This is a genomic window from Mycolicibacter kumamotonensis, assembly GCF_002086285.1.
GTDB lineage: Bacteria > Actinomycetota > Actinomycetes > Mycobacteriales > Mycobacteriaceae > Mycobacterium > Mycobacterium kumamotonense.
On sequence record NZ_MVHU01000024.1, the window covers coordinates 1 to 20,010 of the forward strand.

Annotated in this window: 12 protein-coding genes and 1 tRNA gene; 6 read left to right on the forward strand and 7 right to left on the reverse strand. The window is 72.0% G+C overall.

Features of this window, described 5'->3' with window-relative positions:
* The first annotated feature begins 570 nt into the window (after positions 1 to 570).
* Positions 571 to 6,660 carry a PGRS repeat-containing protein gene (locus tag BST28_RS24410; protein WP_207570111.1) on the forward strand — a complete coding sequence of 2,030 codons (6,090 nt, stop codon included), beginning with the start codon at positions 571 to 573 and terminating at the stop codon, positions 6,658 to 6,660.
* Between the two features lie 16 nt (positions 6,661 to 6,676).
* Here the strand turns inward: BST28_RS24410 and BST28_RS15545 are convergent, their stop codons facing one another.
* Together BST28_RS15545 and BST28_RS15550 are read right to left on the reverse strand one after the other, a co-directional pair.
* A complete protein-coding gene (locus BST28_RS15545) occupies positions 6,677 to 7,069 on the reverse strand; it encodes a Fur family transcriptional regulator (protein ID WP_019738899.1) in 393 nt (130 codons plus the stop codon).
* Positions 7,066 to 7,422: an ArsR/SmtB family transcription factor gene (locus BST28_RS15550; protein ID WP_052312335.1), complete on the reverse strand. Its 357-nt coding sequence runs from the start codon at positions 7,420 to 7,422 to the stop codon at positions 7,066 to 7,068. Before BST28_RS15550 ends, BST28_RS15545 begins: the two co-directional genes overlap by 4 nt.
* A gap of 160 nt (positions 7,423 to 7,582) precedes the next feature.
* On the opposite strand from BST28_RS15550, the gene BST28_RS15555 reads away from it, so the two are divergent.
* Both BST28_RS15555 and BST28_RS24120 read left to right on the forward strand, forming a co-directional pair.
* The gene (locus tag BST28_RS15555; RefSeq protein ID WP_083081767.1) at positions 7,583 to 8,980 is read left to right on the forward strand and encodes a glycine--tRNA ligase; all 1,398 of its coding nucleotides are present in this window, start codon (positions 7,583 to 7,585) and stop codon (positions 8,978 to 8,980) included.
* A 299-nt stretch (positions 8,981 to 9,279) separates the two neighbouring features.
* Complete coding sequence (locus BST28_RS24120) at positions 9,280 to 10,854, forward strand: PGRS repeat-containing protein (protein WP_165758093.1); 1,575 nt, start codon at positions 9,280 to 9,282, stop codon at positions 10,852 to 10,854.
* A gap of 85 nt (positions 10,855 to 10,939) precedes the next feature.
* Here BST28_RS24120 and BST28_RS15570 read toward each other — a convergent pair whose 3' ends face one another.
* Complete coding sequence (locus BST28_RS15570; RefSeq protein ID WP_083081770.1) at positions 10,940 to 12,925, reverse strand: TPM domain-containing protein; 1,986 nt, start codon at positions 12,923 to 12,925, stop codon at positions 10,940 to 10,942.
* A gap of 124 nt (positions 12,926 to 13,049) precedes the next feature.
* Between BST28_RS15570 and BST28_RS15580 the strand changes: the two genes are divergently transcribed.
* Entirely contained in the window at positions 13,050 to 14,312 is a 1,263-nt protein-coding gene (locus BST28_RS15580) for a deoxyguanosinetriphosphate triphosphohydrolase (protein WP_019738701.1), read from the forward strand.
* Positions 14,313 to 14,328: 16 nt separating this feature from the next.
* Here BST28_RS15580 and BST28_RS15585 read toward each other — a convergent pair whose 3' ends face one another.
* A complete protein-coding gene (locus tag BST28_RS15585; protein WP_019738700.1) occupies positions 14,329 to 15,123 on the reverse strand; it encodes a sensor domain-containing protein in 795 nt (264 codons plus the stop codon).
* 82 nt (positions 15,124 to 15,205) lie between these two features.
* On the opposite strand from BST28_RS15585, the gene dnaG reads away from it, so the two are divergent.
* Positions 15,206 to 17,110 (forward strand): DNA primase, encoded by a 1,905-nt coding sequence (gene dnaG, locus BST28_RS15590; RefSeq protein WP_083081776.1) that lies wholly within the window; start codon positions 15,206 to 15,208, stop codon positions 17,108 to 17,110.
* Positions 17,111 to 17,117: 7 nt separating this feature from the next.
* Here the strand turns inward: dnaG and BST28_RS15595 are convergent, their stop codons facing one another.
* On the reverse strand, positions 17,118 to 17,372 hold the full coding sequence (locus BST28_RS15595) for a hypothetical protein (protein ID WP_019734691.1): 255 nt from the start codon (positions 17,370 to 17,372) through the stop codon (positions 17,118 to 17,120).
* Between the two features lie 129 nt (positions 17,373 to 17,501).
* On the opposite strand from BST28_RS15595, the gene BST28_RS15600 reads away from it, so the two are divergent.
* Positions 17,502 to 17,577, forward strand: a tRNA-Asn gene (locus BST28_RS15600).
* Between the two features lie 40 nt (positions 17,578 to 17,617).
* On the opposite strand, the gene BST28_RS15605 is transcribed toward BST28_RS15600, so the two are convergent.
* Together BST28_RS15605 and BST28_RS15610 are read right to left on the reverse strand one after the other, a co-directional pair.
* On the reverse strand, positions 17,618 to 18,004 hold the full coding sequence (locus BST28_RS15605; protein WP_019734690.1) for a hypothetical protein: 387 nt from the start codon (positions 18,002 to 18,004) through the stop codon (positions 17,618 to 17,620).
* Between the two features lie 71 nt (positions 18,005 to 18,075).
* On the reverse strand, positions 18,076 to 19,995 hold the full coding sequence (locus BST28_RS15610) for an acyl-CoA dehydrogenase family protein (RefSeq protein WP_083081778.1): 1,920 nt from the start codon (positions 19,993 to 19,995) through the stop codon (positions 18,076 to 18,078).
* Between the last annotated feature and the right edge of the window lie 15 nt (positions 19,996 to 20,010).

Genomic DNA, 20,010 nt, shown 5'->3' on the forward strand with positions numbered 1-20,010 from the left:
GGGGGGGGGCGACGCCGGGGGGGCGGCTGGGCGGGGTTGCGCAAGGGGCCGGGGGCGCCGGAGGGACCGGTGGGGTAGGCGGCGCGGCGGGAACCGTTGGCTCTGGGGGCGCTGCCGGCGGCACCGGTGGCGTAGCGGGTGCAGACGGCGCCGTCGGGCAGCCGGGCAACCACGGCGGTATCGGAAAGGACGGCTGTATCGGCGGCGCCACATCCTGCTGAGCCGGGGCGCGCGGCCGACGGCCCCGCATGCACAGCGCCGAGAGGTCACTTGAATCTCTCTGGAAAATCTCAGTTTTTTCTGGAGTTGGCTCGGCCGGGGCCCGCGCTCGCCGGTTCCGGGACCGGATCGGTCCTGACGTCCTGAAATAGCACCACCTACCGCGCGGCCCTGGTGAGCCAGGTGCCGCCGACGTTGCGGTATAGATGAAAGATTGGCGAATCATATGAAAAAACTATGAGAGCAAACCTAGATTTTTGTTGAAAAAAATCTCCGGTTACCTAGACTTACGGCCGGATATAACTCAGTAATTCCCTAAATCGGACTCGTGGTCCGGATAGGAGACTCGGGATGACTATCAGGCGCCGCATCACCGGACACCGAGTCACCTCCTCTTCCGCAAAGCGTCACCGCCGCCGCGTGCTCGGCGCCGGAACCGCCGCCGGGGCGTTCCTGGCGTTCGGGACCGCCCCGCTGTCCAGCGCGCCGCCGGCGCGCGCGGACCTGGATTTCGGTTGGCTGACCGACTTGTTCGACGCGGGACTGGCCCCTGACGTCGACCCCGGCCCGTTGACCGGGGCATTTGATCTGCAGCAGTGGTTCGATCCGGCGGCGTGGGAGCTGCCCGGCCTGGCCGCGAGCTCCCCAGCCGAATGGGGCTCGACCGACTGGACCGCGCTCTTCGACCAATGGATCTACACCCCGCTGCACGAGGGCGTCCAAACCTGGATCAACAGCCCGTTCGGCAGCCAGGTCGACGCCGCGATCAACGGCCTGTTCGGATCCTTCGTGATCGGCAACGGCGCCGACGGCGACGCGACCAACCCCGACGGCGGGGCCGGTGGCTGGCTGTTCGGTGACGGCGGTGCCGGCTACGACGGCAGCACCGGGGGTGTCGCCGGCGGCGACGGCGGCGATGCGGGGTTCTTCGGTAACGGTGGGGCCGGCGGCGACAGCGGCGGTGGCTTCACCGGTGGCGCCGGCGGCACCGGGGGCTCGTTGATGGGCGTCGGGGGTAACGGTGGCGCCGGCGGCGACGGTGGCGCGGGTGCTTCCGGCGGCAACGGTGGCGCCGGTGGTGCCGGAATCGGCTGGCTGTTCGGCAGCGGCGGCGCCGGCGGCCTCGGCGGCGACGGCGGACTGGGCACCGCCGGCGTCGCGGGGGCCCAGGGCGTCTGGTCGGTGGCCGACGGTGCCGGTGGGCTGGGCGGCGCCGGTGGCACCGGTGGCGCGGGCGGCAACGGCGGAGCGGGAGGTTCGAGTTCGGCGCTGCTGTTCGGTGATGGTGGACGGGGCGGCGGCGCAGGGAACGGCGCGGCCGGCGGCAACGGCGGCGTCGGTGGCCTGGGCGCGGCAGGCGACTTCGCTGCTCATGCCACCGGTGCCGGCGGCGATGGTGGTGACGGCGGCGACGGCGGTATCGGTGGGGCCGCCGGGCTGGCCGGTGCCGGCGGCCACGGCGCCCACTTCGGTAGTGCCGGACTGGCCGGCGACGGCGCTCACGGCGGTGTCGGGGGCAACGCCGGTGCCGCCGGTGATGGCGGAGCCGGCGCGGCCGGTACCGCCGATCATGTCGACGGTGGTGCCGGCGGCAACGGCGGTGAGGTCGGCCGGGCCGGCGCGGGCGGGATGGGTGTCACCGGGGTGGCCGCCACCGGGCAAGCGGCCACCAGCGGCGGCGACGGCGGGGCCGGTGGAGCGGGCTGGACCTCGACCGATTCCCTCGTCGACGGCGGCAACGGCGGTGCCGGCGGCAACGGCGGCAGCTACGGCAACGGTGGAAACGGTGGTGCCGGGGGCGCCGGGGCCACCGGAGACGACGGCGGCGACGGCTCGGCGGCGACATCAGCGGGGCAGAGCAGTACCGCGGGTGAGGCCGGCGGCGCCGGCAGCAACGGCGGGGCCGGCGGCAACGGCGGACTGGGCGGAGCGGTCTCCGGTAACGGTGGTCAAGGCGGTACCGGAGGAGCGGGTGGAGCCGGCGGCCGAGGCGGACTGGGCGGCGACGGCTACGACGCGGCCTCCGATGCCCATGCCGCCGGAGGCGCCAACGGTGGTGACGCCGCGCTCGGCGGCAACGGCGGACACGGCGGCAATGGTGGTGCGGGCGGGTCCGGTGGTGGTGTGGCGGCCGGCGGCTCCGGCAGCGCCGGAGCCAACGGTGACGGCGGCGCCGGGGGCGCCGGAGGTGACGCCGGTTCCGGTGGCAATGGCGGCGACGCTGCCGACGGCACCGCCGCCCACATCGACGGCGGTAACGGCGGGGCCGGCGCCAACGCCGGTGTGGCCGGGGCCGGCGGCAGCGGGGGCGCGGCCGGTACCGGCGGGCTGGCCGGCACCGGGGAGTCCGGATCCGACGGCGCCGACGGCGTCAAGGGACTGCTGGGCGGCAACGGCGGCGACGGTGGTAACGGCTTCAACCGGTCACCGGTGTCGTCGCCGATTCCCCAGGGCGGCTTCGCCGGGCAGGCTGCCACCACGATGTCCGACGGCGCCCCAACCGGTTTGGCCGGCGGCAACGGTGGGCTGGGCGGTAATGCCGCCTTCGACGCCGGTGTCGGCGGCGACGGGGGCTCGGGCGGTTCCGGCGGTGCCGGTGGCGCCGGCGGGTCCGGGGGCTGGGCCGGCGGCAACGGCGGTACCGGCGGCAACGGCGGCCAGGGCGGAGCCGGCGGGCAGGGCAGCTCGATCGCCGCCGGCGGCCGGGGCGGCGACGGCGGCGCCGGCGGCAACGGCGGTGCCGGTGGCAACTGGACCGGCGACCAATCCAGTCTCGACGCCGGTGCGCCGGGCACCGCCGGCAACGGTGGTAATGCCGGCCACGGCGGCCAGGGTGGTCAGGGCGGCGAGGGCTATGTCGGTCAGCAAGGCGTGCTGGCCGTCAACAACGGTGCGGGCGAAGACGGCGGGCAAGCCGGTGACGGCGGCCAGGGCGGCGCGGGCGGCACCGGCGGCAACGCCGGCACCGGGGCCGGCGGCACGGTGGGAACCAACGGCAATGGCGGCGACGGCGGCCAGGGTGGCAACGGCGGAACGGCCGGCGCCGGTGGCCAGGGTGCGAACGGCGACGCCACGCTGGCGATCAACCAGGGCGGCGGCGGCGACGGCGGCGCGGCCGGAACCGCCGGGGCGGGCGGTCGCGGCGGCGATGGCGGCGCGGGCGGTTCGACCGCCGGAGGCAGCGCCGGCAACAACGGTTCCGGCGGGCTGGGCGGTAACGGCGGCGCCGGGGCCGGCGGCGGCGACGGTGGTGACGGGGCGCAGGGCCTGGCCGAGGTCGCGGGCTCCAACGGTGACCTCGGGGCCGGCGGCGACGGCGGGAACGGCGGCGACTCCGCGCAGGGCGGGGCGGCCGGCGTCGGCGGCAACGCGGGTACCGGGGGCACCGGCACGGCCGGGACAGCCGGGGGGTCGGGCAGCGCCGGCCAGAGTCTTTCGGTAGCGGCGGGCAACGGTGGCGCGGGCGGTAACGGCTACGACCCGTCGGAGGCCGGGTCGGGTGCATCGGCTGGGACCAACGGCGGCAACGGTGGCGCCGGAGGCAACGGCGGCAACATCGGCAAGGGCGGTGACGGTGGTGCCGGCGGCTCCGGCACCGCCGGGGCCGACAACTCCGGGACCACCGGTGGCGGCGGCACGGGCGGCATCGACGGTCTGAACGGCGGCGCCGGCGGCGCCGGTGGTAACGGTGGTGCCGGCGGCAACGGCGGTGCGATCTCGGGTGCCGCCGGCAATGGCGGCAGCGCCGGCAGTGGCGCCGACGGTGGCGGCGGCGGTGGTGGCGAAGACGGAACGACGGGCGCCGCCGGCGGTGATGCCGGCACGACGCTGGGCAACGGTGGTGCCGGGACCGCCGGTGGGGCCGGTGGTCGCGGTGGCGACGGCGGAGTCGGCGGCAACGGCGGCGCGGCGGGCAGTGCCACCAATGGGGCGGCCGGTTCGGTCGGTGCGAACGGTACCGGGGGTTCCGGCGGTGCCGGCGGCGACGGTGGAAACGCCGGTGCCGGTGGCCAGGGCGCACTCGGGGTGGCCGGCATCGCCGGTGGCGGTGACACCGGTGCGGCGCTCGGTGGCGGTGGCAACGGTGGCGCGGCCGGAGTCGCGGGCGCCGGTGGTGCCGGCGGTAACGGTGGTGCCGGCGGGTCGACCGCCGGTGCCGCGGCCGGCGCCGACGGTGCCGGTGGGCACGGCGGTGATGGAGGCGACGGCGCCGCCGGTGGTGGTGGCGGACAAGGTGCCGCCGGTACCGCCGCCGATGCCGGCTTCGACGGTGTTGTCGGTTCTGGCGGGCACGGCGGCAACGGCGGCGATTCGGCCATGGCCGGCGCCGGTGGCGCTGCCGGGACGAACGGGGACGGTTCCACCACTCCGGGCAATGCGGGCAGTGACGGCGCCTCGGTGACCGGCCCGGCGGGCAATGGCGGTGACGGCGGTGCCGGCTATGACCCGTCGGCGGCCGGTTCCGGTGCGGCCGCCGGGACCAATGGCGGCAACGGTGGCGCCGGAGGCAATGGCGGCAACATCGGCAAGGGCGGTGACGGTGGTGCCGGCGGCTCGGGCACCGCCGGCAGCGACGGCCTGGCCGGTACATCGGACAGCCCGGACGGCGGATCGGGCATCAGCGGTGGTTCGGGCGGTGTCGGCGGCAACGGCGGGCTCGGCGGCTCGATCTCCGGCAACGGCGGTGCCGGCGGCGACGGCGGCAATGGTGCCGTCGGCGGAAATGCCGGCGCCGGTTTCAGTTTCGCCGGGACCACCGGCGGCGCCGGTGTCAATGACATGGACGGTCGGGCCGGCGGCAACGCCGGGGGAGTCGGCGCCGGTGGAGATGGAGGCCACGGCGGCAGCGGCGGTGGCACCGCCGGTGGTGACGGTGCGGCCGGCGCCAACGGCAATGGCGGTAACGCCGGCGCCGGCGGCAACGGTGCCGCCGGTGGCGACGGTGGGGACGGCGCGGCCGGAGTGGCCGGCCAGACCATCCACGGCAGCCTCGGTGGCGGCGGCAACGGCGGCGATGGCGGCGACTCCACCCAGGGCGGGTCCGCGGGCACCGCGGGCGCGGCCGGCACCGGCGGTGCGGCGGGCACCGGCAGCGCGGGCAATGCCGCTTCCAATGGCACCGATGTGGCGGGGCCGGCCGGCAACGGCGGTGACGGCGGCGCCGGCTACAACCCCGCGGCGGCCGGTTCCGGTGCACCCGCTGGAACCTCCGGCGGCAATGGTGGTGCCGGCGGCAACGGCGGCAACATCGGTAAGGGCGGTGACGGTGGCGAGGGCGGCTCCGGCACCGCGGGCACCGACAACTCCGCCGACACCACCGGCCTGGACGGCGGGACGGGCGGTAACGGCGGTAACGGCGGTCAAGGCGGCAACGGTGGGTCGATCTCCGGCGCTGCCGGGATCGGCGGCAACGGCGGTACCGGCGCGGCCGGCGGCGGTGGTGGCACCGGAAACACCGGCTCGGCCGGCACCTCGAGCAGTGTCGCGGGCACCCAGGGCGGCGCCGGTGGCGACGGCGGTGCCGGCGGCAACGGTGGCAACGGCGGTGCCGGCGGTAAGACATTGGGCGGCGCCGGTGCACAGGCGGCCACCGGGACCGGCGGCGATGCGGGCTCGGGCGGTACCGGGGGCGGCGGCGGAACGGGCGGTGCCGGATACACCGGCCAGGACGGCGTCAACACCGCCGTCACCACCGCGGACGGCGAATCCGGAAGTGCCGGCGGGACCGGCGGCACCGGCGGGCAGGGCGGCGCCGGCGGCAACGGCGGCACCGGCAGCACCACCGGGGCCAATGGCGACGGCGGCCAGGGCGGCCAGGGCGGTACCGGCGGCAACGCCGGGGCCGGCGGTGACGGCGGTGAGGGCCAATCGGGTATCGCCGGTGGCACCGACACCGGCGCTGCCCGGGGCGGCGGCGGTATCGGCGGCAACGCCGGCGCCGCCGGCGCGGGCGGGACCGGAGGCGACGGCGGCGGTGGCGGCACCACCGCCGGGGCCGGAGGCGTCAACGGCAACGGCGGCGCCGGTGGTACCGGTGGCAACGGAGCCGTCGCCGGTGACGGCGGTGACGGGGCGCAGGGCGTCGGCGGGGTCGCCGGCGGCGGTATCGGTGCCGCCACCGGCGACAACGAAGGTGCAGGCGGCAATGGTGGCGATGGCGGCACCAGCAGTCTGCGGGGCTCCGGTGGTTCCGGCGGCGCCGCGGGCACCGGCGGCGCCGGTGGCGGCGGAACGGCCGGCGTCGGCGGCGCGGCCGGCAGTAACCCGGCGCCGCTGCCGGCCGGCAACGGTGGCGACGGCGGCGACGGTTACGACCCGTCGGGAACCACCAGTGGCGAGTCCGGTGGCAACGGCGGTAACGGCGGTAACGGCGGCAACCTCGGCCGGGGCGGTGAAGGCGGTGCCGGCGGCAGCGGTGCCAGCAACGGCTCGCCCGGCTGATCCCGAAGGGGTGGGCCTAGGTCCGGCAGTCGGCGCAGGCGCCGAAGATCTCTATGGTGTGGCTGACATCGGAGAAGCCGTGTTCGGCGGCGATCCGGGCCGCCCACTCCTCGACCTCGTGATCGCCGACCTCGACCGTGGCACCGCAGTGGCGGCACACCAGGTGGTGGTGATGGTGCTCCGAGCAGCGCCGGTACACCGATTCGCCGGTGTCGGAGCGCAGGGTGTCGACCTGCCCGGCCGAGGCCATCGCCTGCAGCGTGCGATAGACCGTGGTCAGTCCGATGTTCTCCCCGCGCTCGCGCAGCGCGTCGTGCAGCTCCTGGGCGGAACGGAAGTCGTCGATGGTCTCCAGCAATGCCGAAATCGCCGCGCGCTGCCGCGTGGAGCGCACCCCCGGGGCGGTCAACGGTCCTCGCCGGCGTGGGCCACCGCGTCGATGACGATGTGCGCCAGGTGATGGTCGGCCAACCGGTAGAGCACTTCGCGGCCGGACCGTTCCCCGGTGACCACCCCGGCTGACTTGAGGATTTTCAGATGCTGGCTGACCAGCGGTTGGGGCACCCCCAGCGCGTCGACGAGTTCGTGGACGCAGCGGTGGGATTCCTGCAGCTGCAACACGATCGCGATGCGCACCGGAGCGGCCAGCGCCCGCAGCAATTCGCCGGCGGCGTCGAGGATCTCCCGCGGCGGAGTGGTGGGGAAGGCGGGCCCGCTGTGTCGGTGACCGTCGGCTACCAGGCCGGACGCTGCGGGCGACATGCCACCACCTCCGCCCATGTTGGAAACCGTTTTCAGCTGGCTCCACTGTTCCATGCGTAATGATGCATGTCAAAGAACGTCGAGCTTATCGATACGATGTCGGTGCTCTGCGTGTCGGCGTTGCCGGCGCGGCCTCGACAAGACAGGAGTGCACCCCCTCGTGGCGTCCGTCATCGACACCGTCGTCAATCTGGCCAAGCGCCGCGGACTGGTCTTCCCGGCCGGCGAAATCTACGGCGGCACCAAATCTGCGTGGGACTACGGCCCGCTCGGGGTGGAGTTCAAGGAGAACATCAAGCGGCAGTGGTGGCGTTCGGTCGTGACCGCCCGCGAGGACGTCGTCGGGCTGGACTCGTCGATCATCCTGCCGCGGGAGGTGTGGGTGGCCTCCGGGCACGTCGAGGTGTTCAACGACCCGCTGGTCGAGTGCCTGTCCTGCCACAAGCGGCACCGCCAGGACCACATGCAGGAGGCCGCGGCGTCCAAGCGGCTCGCCAAGGGTGAGCAGATCGAGCCGGACGACGTTCCGATGAGTGAGATCGCCTGCCCGGACTGCGGGACCAAGGGGCAGTGGACCGAGCCGCGCGAATTCAACATGATGCTCAAGACCTACCTGGGCCCGATCGAGAGCGAGGAGGGGCTGCATTACCTGCGGCCGGAGACCGCCCAGGGCATCTTCGTCAACTTCGCCAACGTCGTCACCACCGCACGCCGCAAGCCGCCGTTCGGAATCGCCCAGACCGGCAAGAGTTTCCGCAACGAGATCACCCCCGGCAACTTCATCTTCCGCACCCGCGAGTTCGAGCAGATGGAGATGGAGTTCTTCGTCGAGCCCTCCACCGCCCCCGAGTGGCACCAGTACTGGATCGACACCCGGCTGGCCTGGTATGTCGACCTGGGTATCGACGCCGACAACCTGCGGCTGTTCGAGCATCCGCTGGAGAAGCTGTCGCACTACAGCGCCGGCACCACCGATATCGAGTACAGGTTCGGTTTCCAGAACAACCCGTGGGGTGAGCTGGAGGGCATCGCCAACCGCACCGACTTCGACCTGTCCACCCACACCAAGCACTCCGGTGTCGACCTGTCGTTCTACGACCAGGCGACCGACACCCGCTACACCCCTTACGTGATCGAGCCGGCCGCCGGGCTGACCCGTTCGTTCATGGCGTTCCTGATCGATGCCTACCACGAGGATGAGGCCCCCAACGCCAAGGGCGGGGTGGACAAGCGCACCGTGCTGCGCCTGGACCCCAGGCTGGCGCCGGTCAAGGCCGCGGTGCTGCCGTTGAGCCGCAACGCCGACCTGTCACCGAAGGCCCGGGACCTGGCCGCCGAGCTGCGGCAGTGCTGGAACGTCGAGTTCGACGATGCCGGAGCGGTGGGCCGACGTTACCGGCGCCAGGACGAGATCGGCACCCCGTTCTGCATCACGGTCGACTTCGACTCGCTCGAAGATCAGGCCGTCACCGTGCGGGAACGCGACAGCATGGCCCAGGAACGGGTGGCCATCGACAAGGTGGCCGACTATCTGGCGGTGCGACTCAAGGGCTGCTGACAGCGGCCCGCAAGACGCCCGGCGGTGTAGCCGGAGCCTTGTCGCGGCGCGGCGACGGACGCGGTCGGGGGAATCACAGCCTGCTCGTGGCATGCCCGCCGATTCTGGTCCGGTTTCATGGCATTCACGGCACCCGAACGGACCGCCGCCTAGGTGTTCGGGCCTGCCGTCCGCGCTTTCCTGAGAGTCTGGGGTCCCGATTTGATACGGCACCGCGGTCAGCGTTAACTGAGGAAAGCCTTTACTGCCGTAGGGCTTTCGAGCAACCGACGATTAGTCCACACCTGGGAGGTAGGTAGATGACTATCAGTAAGCGCACCACGAAGACACGCCGTCGACTGATCGGGGCGGGGGGCTCCGCGGCCGTGTTCCTGGCGTTCGGGATGGCCCCGTTGGCCACGGCGCCGGGCGCACACGCAGACGGACTCGACTGGCTGATGGACCTGTTCGACCCCAGCGCGTTCGCGGGCCCGGCGGTGGACACCACCGGCGTGGACGATGTGTTCGGCGACTCGCCCTTCTGGGACCAGCTGCTGCTGGCCAACCCCGACCTCGACCCCGCGAGCGTGGTCGAGCAGTGGATGTATGACCCGTGGCACACGGCCCTGGAGGCGTGGATCACCAGTGACCTGGGTCAGCAGGTCGACAACGCCATCAACGCCGCCTACATCCAGATGAACGGGGAGGACAGCCTCGACGGCGCGTGCGGCCTGATCTGCAACGGCATCGACGGCACCGAGGCCAACCCCGACGGCGGTGCCGGCGGACTGTGGTTCGGCGACGGCGGCGACGGCTGGGACTCCACCGTGCAGGGGATGGACGGTGGTGACGGCGGTGCCGCCGGATTCTTCGGTAACGGTGGCGACGGCGGCGACGGTTGGGATTCCACCGTGGCTGGGGTGGACGGCACGGACGGCGGCGCCGGCGGTACCGGTGGCACGGTCATGGGCGACGGCGGCGTCGGTGGCGCCGGCGGCGACGGATTCCACGCCACGGCCAACGGTGCCGGCGGTACCGCAGCCGGCTCCGACGGCGGTAACGGCGGCGTCGGGGGTGACGCCGTCGCGTCGGTCTTCGGCAACGGCGGCGCCGGTGGTGTCGGCGGTGCCGGCGGCGACGCCACGGCCAACGGTGCCACCGGCACCGTCGTCGGCGGCAACGGCGGGGCCGGGGGCACCGGTGGTAACTCCGCCGCGCCCATCGGCAACGGCGGTGAAGGCGGCGCCGGTGGAGCGGGCGGCGCCGGCGGCGATGGCACCGCCAACGGTTTCAGCGGTGACTCGACCGGTGGCACCGGCGGCACCGGCGGTACCGGCGGTATCGCCGAGAACGGACACGGTGGCACCGGTGGGGTCGGCGGGGCGGGTGGCGACGCCACGTCCAACGGCTCGCAGGGTGTCGCTACCGGCGGTGCCGGCGGGGACGGTGGCGCCGGAGGCCAGGGTCTCATCGCCGGCACCGGTGGTGACGGCGGCGCCGGTGGCGACGCCCGCGCCAACGGCGCCGGGGGCACCGCGACCGCCGGTGACGGTGGTGTCGGCGGTGCCGGCGCCACGGGCGGCACGGGCGCGGCCGGCGCTGTCGGCGGGACCGGTGGCCAGGGCGGTGCCGGTGGGGCCGGCGGCGACGCCACGACTCACGGCTCCGGCGGGATCTCGACGGCCGGTGACGGCGGTGACGGTGGCGCCGGTGGCAATGGCGGCACCGGTGGGACCGGCGGCGCGGCTGGCGGAGCCGGCGGCCAGGCTGGCCCCGGCGGGGCCGGCGGTAGCGCGACGGCGACCGGCAACGGCAGCACGGCGACCGACGGTATGGCCGGTTCGCCCGGGCCCGACGGCCAGGCGGGTGCGACCGGACCGACCGAAGCCCCCTGATACGCGTCAACGTAAAGTGCTCGCACGCCCTTGGCGTGCGGGCACTTTCGTCATTCGCTGCGGGCGGTGCCGAATAGCGCCTCGGCTAGAACCGGCCTCCGCCGCCGAAGAAACCCCCGCCGCCGGACGAGCCGCCGAACGAGGTCGGACTCCAGCCGCCCCCGCCACCGCCGCCCATCCGGCCCCCGCTGAGGATGTTGCCGATGATGATGCCGCCGAGCATGGCCCCGGTGTCGTTGCCGCCGCCGGGCCCGCCGCCGTAACGGCCGTAGTACTCCCGTTGCGCGGACTGCACGTCCGCCTTGGCCAGCGACTGCGCGGCGGCCGCCAGCGTGGCCGCGCCGTTGGCCTGGGTGATGGCGCCGGCGACGTCGGTGGCGCGTTTGTCCTGCGCGGCCTCGAGCCGGCGTCGCGCCTCGGCCAACCGGGTGCGCGCCTCCGGTCCGACGCTGCCGCGTCGGGTATCGATGTAATCCGACACCGCGCGGATCCGCGAGGACGCGGTGAACAGCGCCTGTTCCAGGGTGCGGGCCAGCCGCTCGGCGGCCGCGCGTTCCTCGGCCACGGTGTCCAACAGCCCGTCCAGGTCGGAGTCGGCCTTGGTCAGCGCGGTGAACGCCGCCAGCGGATCGCTGCTCGCCCGGGCGGCGGCGACGGCCTTGGCCGCGGTGTCGCGGGCAGCGGCCAGCTCGGACTTGTGGGTGCCCGCCCCGCGCTGCAGCTGCGCATCGGCCTGCGCGATCCCGGCCTCGGCGTCGGCGATGGCCTCCGGGAGCGTGGCGACCGCGTGGCGGATGTCGCGGGCGGCGTTGTCCACCGCGTCGAGCAGGGCGCGGCCCTGGCCCAGCCCCGACTCGGCGGCCCGCACCGCGTCCACCAGTTCACTCTGCCCGCCGGTCACCGGGTGCTCGGCCAGCCCCCGCGCCCGGGTGATGTTGCGTTCGGCGAAAGCCGCCCGGTCCTGAGCGGTCTTGACGTTGCCGGACACCGAACTCAGTGCGGTGGCGTCGAATTCGCGGTGCAACTCCACCAGATGTCGCTCGGAGACCGGGATGCGCCCGGTGAGCTCGACCAGTTGCCGGGTCAAGGCATCGAGGCGCTCGCCGGCGTTGAGCACCAGGTCGCGCAGCTGCTCGAACGACGCCCGCTGGGTCTCCAATTCGCGGTCGGCCTTGGAGGCGGTGACGATCACCCCGGTCAGTAGATCGCGCTGCTGTGCGGGTGTCTCGGGGATATCGTCGTCGAGTTGCTGGCGCACCGTGAAGGCGTGTTCCATGGCGGCCTTGGCGCTCGCGACCGCCTGCGCGAACGGGCGGGTGCGTTCCTCGCCGAACTCGTCGATCGCCAGCTGCAACTCGTTGGCACTGGTGCGCACCGCGTTGTCGACGTCGACCACCTTCTCCCGAGACAGGGCATCCAGTGCGAACACCGGCACATCGGCCAGCGCATTCGGATCGGTCGCATCGACCCGCCGGGCCGCTGTCAATGCCGCGCGGTGCCGGCGCCGCCGTAGATGGCGTGCTACCAGCCACACCACCACGCCGGCGGCCGCCACCGCCGCCAGCGCGATCAGGATCGGCGCCCAGCTCACCTCGGCCGGCGCCGCCGCCGCGTCCAGGCCGCTGGCGGCGAGCGCGGCCGCCCCGGCCCAGTCGCTACGGTGCAGGGCCGGCTCGATCTGGTTGCGCCGCAGCGCATCAACCTTGCCGGCGTTGATCTCGGAGATACTGTCGGACACCAAAAACGCGTAGCTATGGTCGGCGATGGCCACCGCCAGCAAGGCGTCGTTGCTGCCCAGCTCGCTGAGCCGCGCCGTGCTGCGGCCCCAGTCATCGGCGGTCTGCCCGGAGAACACGTCGACGTAGACCACCCACAGCCGGATGTGCCGGTCGGTGTAGAGCTTGTCGATCGCGGCCTGCACCCCGGCGCGATCGGCTGGCGAGAGCACCCCGGCGCTGTCGGTGATCGAGCTGGGCAGCCGCTGTGGTGGTTGCGCCGCGGCGCCCGGCGCCACCAGCAGCACGGCGATGAGGACCGCCAGGGCGGCGCTGATCAGGCGGGTGATTCGCATGCTGGTCAATGTATATGCGGTTCGCGGGCGACCGCTGGAATTCTGCGACCGGCCGGGCCGCGGGCACCGGCGTTTCGGCCCGGCATGTCATCGATGCGGGCGGGACCAAAATAGACTGGCGGCGGTGGCCACAAACTCATGCGACAACTACGGCGTGCACGACCGCGCCCGCCTGGTGGGGGAGTCGTCGAAAACCGCCGGCCTGCCCGGGACCGGCGGCCAGCACCGCACCGACTTCGCCCGCGACCGGGCCAGGGTGCTGCACAGCGCCGCCTTGCGCCGGCTGGCCGACAAGACCCAGGTCGTCGGTCCCCGCGACGGCGATACCCCGCGCACCCGGCTGACCCACTCGCTGGAGGTGGCGCAGATCGGCCGGGGGATGGCGATCGGGCTGGGCTGCGATCCCGACCTGGTCGATTTGGCCGGGCTGGCCCACGACATCGGGCACCCCCCGTACGGGCACAACGGGGAGCAGGCGCTCAACGAAATCGCTTCGCAGTGCGGCGGATTCGAAGGCAACGCGCAGAATTTCCGTATCCTGACCAGCCTGGAACCCAAAGTCGTGGGGCCCGACGGTGTCAGCGCGGGGCTGAATCTGACCCGGGCGGCGCTGGATGCGGTCACCAAATATCCGTGGCCCCGGCGCTCGGGAGACGGCCCGGCCCGGGCCAAGTTCGGCTTCTACGACGACGACCGCGCCGCCGCCGAATGGATGCGTCAGGGAGCGCCGGAGGGCCGGGTCTGTCTGGAAGCACAGATCATGGACTGGGCCGATGACGTCGCCTATTCGGTGCACGACGTCGAGGACGGTGTCATCGCCGGCCGAATCGACCTACGGGTGCTCGCCGACGCCGCGACGGTTGCCGAGCTGGCGCGCCTCGGCGACCCCGATGGGGTCCACGATCTCGCCGCGGCCGCTCAGCGACTCACCGAACTGCCGATGGTGGCCGCGGTCGCCGCGCACGGCACCTTCCCGGCGACCCTGGCGGCGTCGGTGGCGCTGAAGCGGCTGACCAGCGAGTTGGTCGGGCGGTTCGCCTCCGCGGCCATCACCGCCACCCAAACCATTGCCGGCCGGCAGCCCCTGTCGCGCTACCAGGCCGACCTGGAAGTGCCCGAAGTGGTCAGGGCCGAAGTTGCCGTGCTGAAAACCCTTGCGGTGCAGTTCATCATGTCCGAAGATCAGCACCGCAAAATTCAGGCCGCCCAGCGCGAGCAGGTGCACGCGGTGGCCCACCGGCTGCTGGCCGGGGCGCCGGAGAGCCTGGACCCGGTCTTCGTCCCCGCGTTCGCCGCGGCCGCCGATGACGGCGCGCGCCTGCGGGTGGTCATCGACCAGATCGCCTCGTGTACCGAGGGCCGGCTGGAGCGCCTCGCGAAGGGCTAGACGGCGGCGGCCGAACTCAGCTGAGCTTGGTGACCTTGTCCATCATCGCCTGCACGGCCTCGATGCTGCTGGTCTGCGGGTCGCCGGAACCGGTGGCGTTCTCGGTGCCGGTGAACGCGATCAGCACCCCGACGATGCAGTTGCCCCGCACCCCGACGGCCCGGGTGTCCGGCGCCTTGGGGCTCTTGTCGAGCACGATGGAGGCCGCCAATACGTCATCGGTGACCCGGACGTCGGTGATGTGCATTTCGGTGCCGTGCAATTGCGGCTGCCCGCCCGCATCCGAGTCGGCGTTGACCGGATGCCCGTCACAGCGCTTCCACTGCTCGGCGAACTTCGCGAAAAGTGCTTGAGCGTCCTCCGCACTGGGCAGAGCGACCACGGCCTCCTTGACGAACATCACCCGGGTGGTCAGCGGCGTGAAGCCGTCCCGGTTGGGTTCGGAGTCGATCCAGGTCTCCCGCGCATAGCTCTGTACGTCGGCTGAGGCGTACACGCTCTTGGGTGCGACGTCCACCACGCCGACACATTCCCCGGGCGACGACGAGTCCTCCATCGCTTCCAGGCCGCCGTAGGCCGGCGGGCCGGTGACCGTGGTGAACGGCTGCTCCAGCATCGTGGTCAGTTCGGCGCCGTCGAGCAGGACCTGCTTGACGGTTTCGCCGGTGATTCCCGACGCGGAGCCGCGGGAGCGGTTGGGCAGAACCAGCCAGGCGGCCACCCCCACCACGGCAAGCACGGCGACTGCGATCACGAGCAGCAGGCGCGGTCGTGCGGATTTCGCCGCCGTGGACTGCTCGGACAGACTCATGCGTGCTCCCTGACGTCGACGTTGACGAACCGAGCTTAAAACATGGCGGCTTCAGCCCGGCTGTGCGCTCTAGACTGACCGCGTGCCAGGCCGTATCTCCGATCGCGACATCGCCGCCATCCGCGAACGTGTCCGCATCGAGGATGTGGTGGGCGATTACGTGCAGCTCAGACGCGCCGGGGCCGATTCGCTCAAGGGCCTGTGCCCGTTCCACAACGAGAAGTCGCCGTCGTTTCACGTCCGCCCCAACCACGGCCTGTTCCACTGCTTCGGTTGCGGGGAAGGCGGCGATGTCTACGCATTCGTGCAGAAGATCGAACACGCCAGCTTCGTCGAGGCGGTCGAGCTGCTGGCCGACCGGGTCGGCCACACCATCACCTACACCGGGGCCTCGGCCACCAACATCCAGCGTGAGCGCGGCGGTCGCAGCCGGCTGATCGCCGCCAACGCGGCGGCGGCCGAGTTCTATGCCGCGGCGCTGGGCACCGCCGAGGCGGCACCGGCGCGCAAATATCTCACCGACCGCAACTTCGATGCCGCCGCCGCGCAGCGGTTCGGTTGCGGCTTCGCCCCCTCGGGCTGGGACAGCTTGACGAAACATCTGCTGCGCAAGGGCTTCGAGTTCAAGGAGCTGGAGGCCGCGGGCCTGTCCCGGGAAGGGCGCCGCGGTCCGATGGACCGGTTCCACCGCCGGCTGCTGTGGCCGATCCGGTCCTCGGCCGGGGAGGTGATCGGGTTCGGCGCGCGCCGGTTGTTCGACGACGACCCGATGGAAGCCAAGTACGTCAACACCCCCGAAACCACGCTCTACAAGAAGTCCAACGTGCTGTTCGGCCTGGACCTGGCCAAGCGGGACATCGCGCGTGGCCACCAGGCCATCGTCGTCGAGGGCTACACCGATGTGATGGCGATGCACCTGGCCGGGGTGACCACCGCGGTGGCGTCGTGCGGCACCGCCTTCGGTGACGAGCACCTGGCGATGCTGCGCCGACTGATGATGGACGACAAGTTCTTTCGGGGTGAGTTGATCTACGTCTTCGACGGCGACGCGGCCGGCCGGGCCGCGGCGGTCAAGGCCCTCGAAGGCGAGCAGCAGCTGGCCGGCCAGTCGTTCGTGGCGGTGGCCGCCGACGGAATGGATCCGTGCGATTTGCGGCTGGCACACGGCGACGAGGCGCTGCGAGATCTGGTGGCACGCCGAACTCCGTTGTTCGAGTTCGCAGTTCGCACCGCGCTGGCTGAAATGGACCTGGACAACGCCGAGGGCCGGGTGGCTGCGCTGCGCCGCTGCGTGCCGATGGTCGCCCAGATCAAGGACCCGACCCTGCGCGACGAGTACGCGCGCCAGCTGGCCGGCTGGGTGGGCTGGGACGACGTGGCGCAGGTGATCGGCCGGGTGCGTGCCGCAGCAAAAGACTCCAGGGGCGGCACCGCCCGGGTGTCCGCCGCGGCCGCCGCATCGGGGGCTCAAGCGCCGGTGGCGCGCCCCAACCCGGCCGATCCGACGCTGTGGCCGCAGCGGGAGGCGCTCAAGGCGGCATTGCAGTTCCCCGCGCTGGCCGGACCGGTCTTCGACAGTCTGACGGTGGAGAGTTTCACCCACCCCGGCTACGCGGCGGTGCGCTCGGCGATCGACACCGCCGGGGGAACCGGCGGGACCGCCGCCACGGCCGCCGGCGCGCAATGGATCGAGACGGTGCGCGAGCACACCACCTCGCCGCTGACCGTCGGCCTCATCCACGAGTTGAGTGTGGAGTCGATCCGGGTCGACGACGACAAGTTGCCGCGCTACATCGGCGGGGTGCTGGCCCGGTTGCAGGAGGTATGGGTGGGCCGGCAGATCGCCGAGGTCAAGTCCAAACTGCAGCGCATGTCACCGGTGGAGCACAGCGACGAATACCATGCGCTGTTCGGCGACCTGGTCGCGATGGAGGCCTATCGGCGCAGCCTGCTGGAGCAGGCCAGCGGCGATGATCTGACCGCCTGACTGCCTATCAGGGCTGCCCGGGGCGCTCCGGGTCTTGTGGCCCCACCACCGTGGTGCCGTCCTCGAGTTCGGTCAGCGTCACCATCGTGTGGTCGGGATGAATCCGGTTGGCGATGCTGCGCCGTCCCTTGTCGATCACCGCTTTGGCGATCGGGCTGCTGGTCAGCGCGTGGTAGGTGCCGAGGATCTGCTCGTAGCGCCGGCGGCCGGCCTTCGTGCCCATCACATAGCCGACGCCCATCACGACGACGTACCCGATCAATGCTGCTCCCTACATCGTGCGGTGCTTCCATCCTGCCCCATCCGGCGGCGGGACGATTCGGTGCGACCCCCGTGGAACGGAGGTGCCGTGGGGATGCGCTAGAGTCGTGCACGTCCACGCGGACAGCAGTCCCCTGTAGCTCAATTGGCAGAGCATTCGGCTGTTAACCGGAGGGTTGGTGGTTCGAGTCCACCCGGGGGAGCCACGTCGTTTACCGGCGTCGTTCCAGCGCTCAGTGCCAGCGATCAGTCCAGCCTCGGAATCACTGACGGCCCCGACTGCTGAGGCTGCGTCGGCGCAAACATCGGCTGCTGCTGGCCTCCCTGCTGCTGTTTGGCGGCACGGGCCTGAGCGATCGCGTTGACCAGCGGGTTGGCGGCCATCAGTTCGCGGCGCTCTTCCTCGGTCAGTTCGTAGATCGCCCATGCGCCCCAGGCGGCCGGACGCACATACAGGGTGACCCGCTGGCGGCCGTTGTTGAAGACGGCGGGAACGGCCACGGCCTGATCGGTGGCGGCGAAGCTGGCCATCTCCTGGGTGATCCGCTCGATGTCGGCGGATTCCTGCAGCTCATAGGTCGGCGACTGGCCGCCCTTGGTCGGTGTGGCGTTCAGCGCGAGGAACCACGCCATGAGTGAAACTCCTTCGTTCGAGCGTCGATGCCGACAGCCTATAGACGACGGCCCGCCGGAGGCACCGGCGGCTAGTCCAAGTGTTCCGGGTGCAGCATCTCGGCGTAGCGCAGCTGTTCGGGGATGCCGAATCCGTCGACCAGCGTCTGGGCGTGCGGCCGTAACTTCCGGCACCGGTCATTGATGCCGCGGGTGACGGCCTTGGCCCGATCGGTGGACAGATACCGGTGCTCGATGTACCACGCCTTGTCGTCCTCGATGACGCTCAGTGCGTACAGGTCGCACACCAGCTCCAGCAGCTCCCGAGCCTCGGCGTCGGGACAGGATTCGATGCCGGCGACGAACGCCTCCAGCACCACCCGGTCGATGTGGGCGGCGGCCGCGTGCAGCACATGGTCCTGGACCGCGTTGAACGCGTCGAAGTCGCTCATCTCCGAGGACTTGGCCCGCAGCCGGCGCGCCACCGACGTCAGCAGATATTCCTCGCGGTCCTCGAACATGTGCACCTGAGTGCCCCGGTTGAACAGGCTGCCCTCCTCCTCGCTGTCCTGCCGGGCGTCGACGAACGTTTGGATGATCGCCTCGGCCGCGGTGCGTTTCAGCACCCGCTCACCGACGGTCTCGGCGGCGAACCGCACCCAGCCGACCGGGCTCATGCCGGCGATATCGTCGGCGTAGGCGGTCAGCAGCTGCTTGGCCACCAGTTGGGTCAGCACGTGGTTGTCGCCTTCGAACGTGGTGAACACGTCGGTGTCGGCGCGCAACGCGATCAGCCGGTTCTCGGCCATGTAGCCGGCGCCTCCACAGGCTTCCCGCGCCTCCTGGATCGCCCGGGAGGCGTGCCAGGTGTTGGCGGCCTTGAGCCCGGCCGCCCGCGCCTCGAGCTCACGCTGCTCCTCGGGGTCGGGGTCGTTGGCGGTCTGCAGGTCATGGCAGCGGCCCACCAACTCGTTCTGGGCGAACTGCAGCGCATAGGACCGGGCGATCAGCGGTAACAGCCGGCGCTGATGGGCCAGGTAGTCCATGATCAGCACCTCGTGTTCGGTCCCGTCCTCGCCGGGTGCACTGAATTGCCTGCGCTGCAACGCATATCGGGTGGCGATGTCCAGGGCGACCCGTGCGGCCGCGCCCGCGCTGCCGCCCACCGAGACCCGGCCGCGGATCAGGGTGCCGATCATGGTGAAAAACCGGCGGCCGTCGCTCTCGATCGACGACCGGTAGCTGCCGTCGGGTTCGACGTCGGCGTATCTGTTCAACAGGTTCTCCCGCGGAACCCGGACGTGGTCGAAGACGATGCGGCCGTTGTCCACCCCGGGCAGACCGCCCTTGTAGTGGCAGTCCGAGGTGGTGACGCCGGGCAGGTCATTGCCGTCCGCGTCGCGGATCGGGACCAGGAAGCAGTGCACGCCATGGTTTTTGCCGCCGGTGATCAGCGTAGCGAAGACCGCGGCGACGGTGGCGGTTTCGGCGGCGCCGCCGATGTAGTCCTTGCGCGCGGTACCGGTGGCGGAATCGATGACGAATTCTTCGGTGGCCGGGTCGTAGGTGGCGGTGGTCTCCAGTGCCTGCACGTCACTGCCGTGGCCGGTCTCGGTCATCGCGAAGCAGCCGAGCACCTCGAGGTCGATGATCTTCTGGACGTAGGCGCGGTGGTGGCGCTCGGTGCCCAGGTTCTCCACGGCCCCGCCGAACAAGCCCCACTGCACCCCGGCCTTGACCATCAGGGACAGGTCCGACATCGCCAGCATTTCGATCATGCTGACCGCCGCGCCCACATCACCGGTGCCGCCGTGCTCTTTGCGGAAACTGTCGGCGGCCACGCCGGTGCCGGCCATGATCCGGAGCTGCTCGGCGACCTTGGCGCGGGCGATCGCGGTGTTGGGGGTGTAGTGCGGACGGAACTTCTCGTCGGAGAGGGTGGCCCGGACCCGGTTTTTCACCGCGCGCCAGCGGCCGTCCAAGGTGGCGCACAAAGCTTCGGAGGTGCTCACTCCTGCACGGTATCC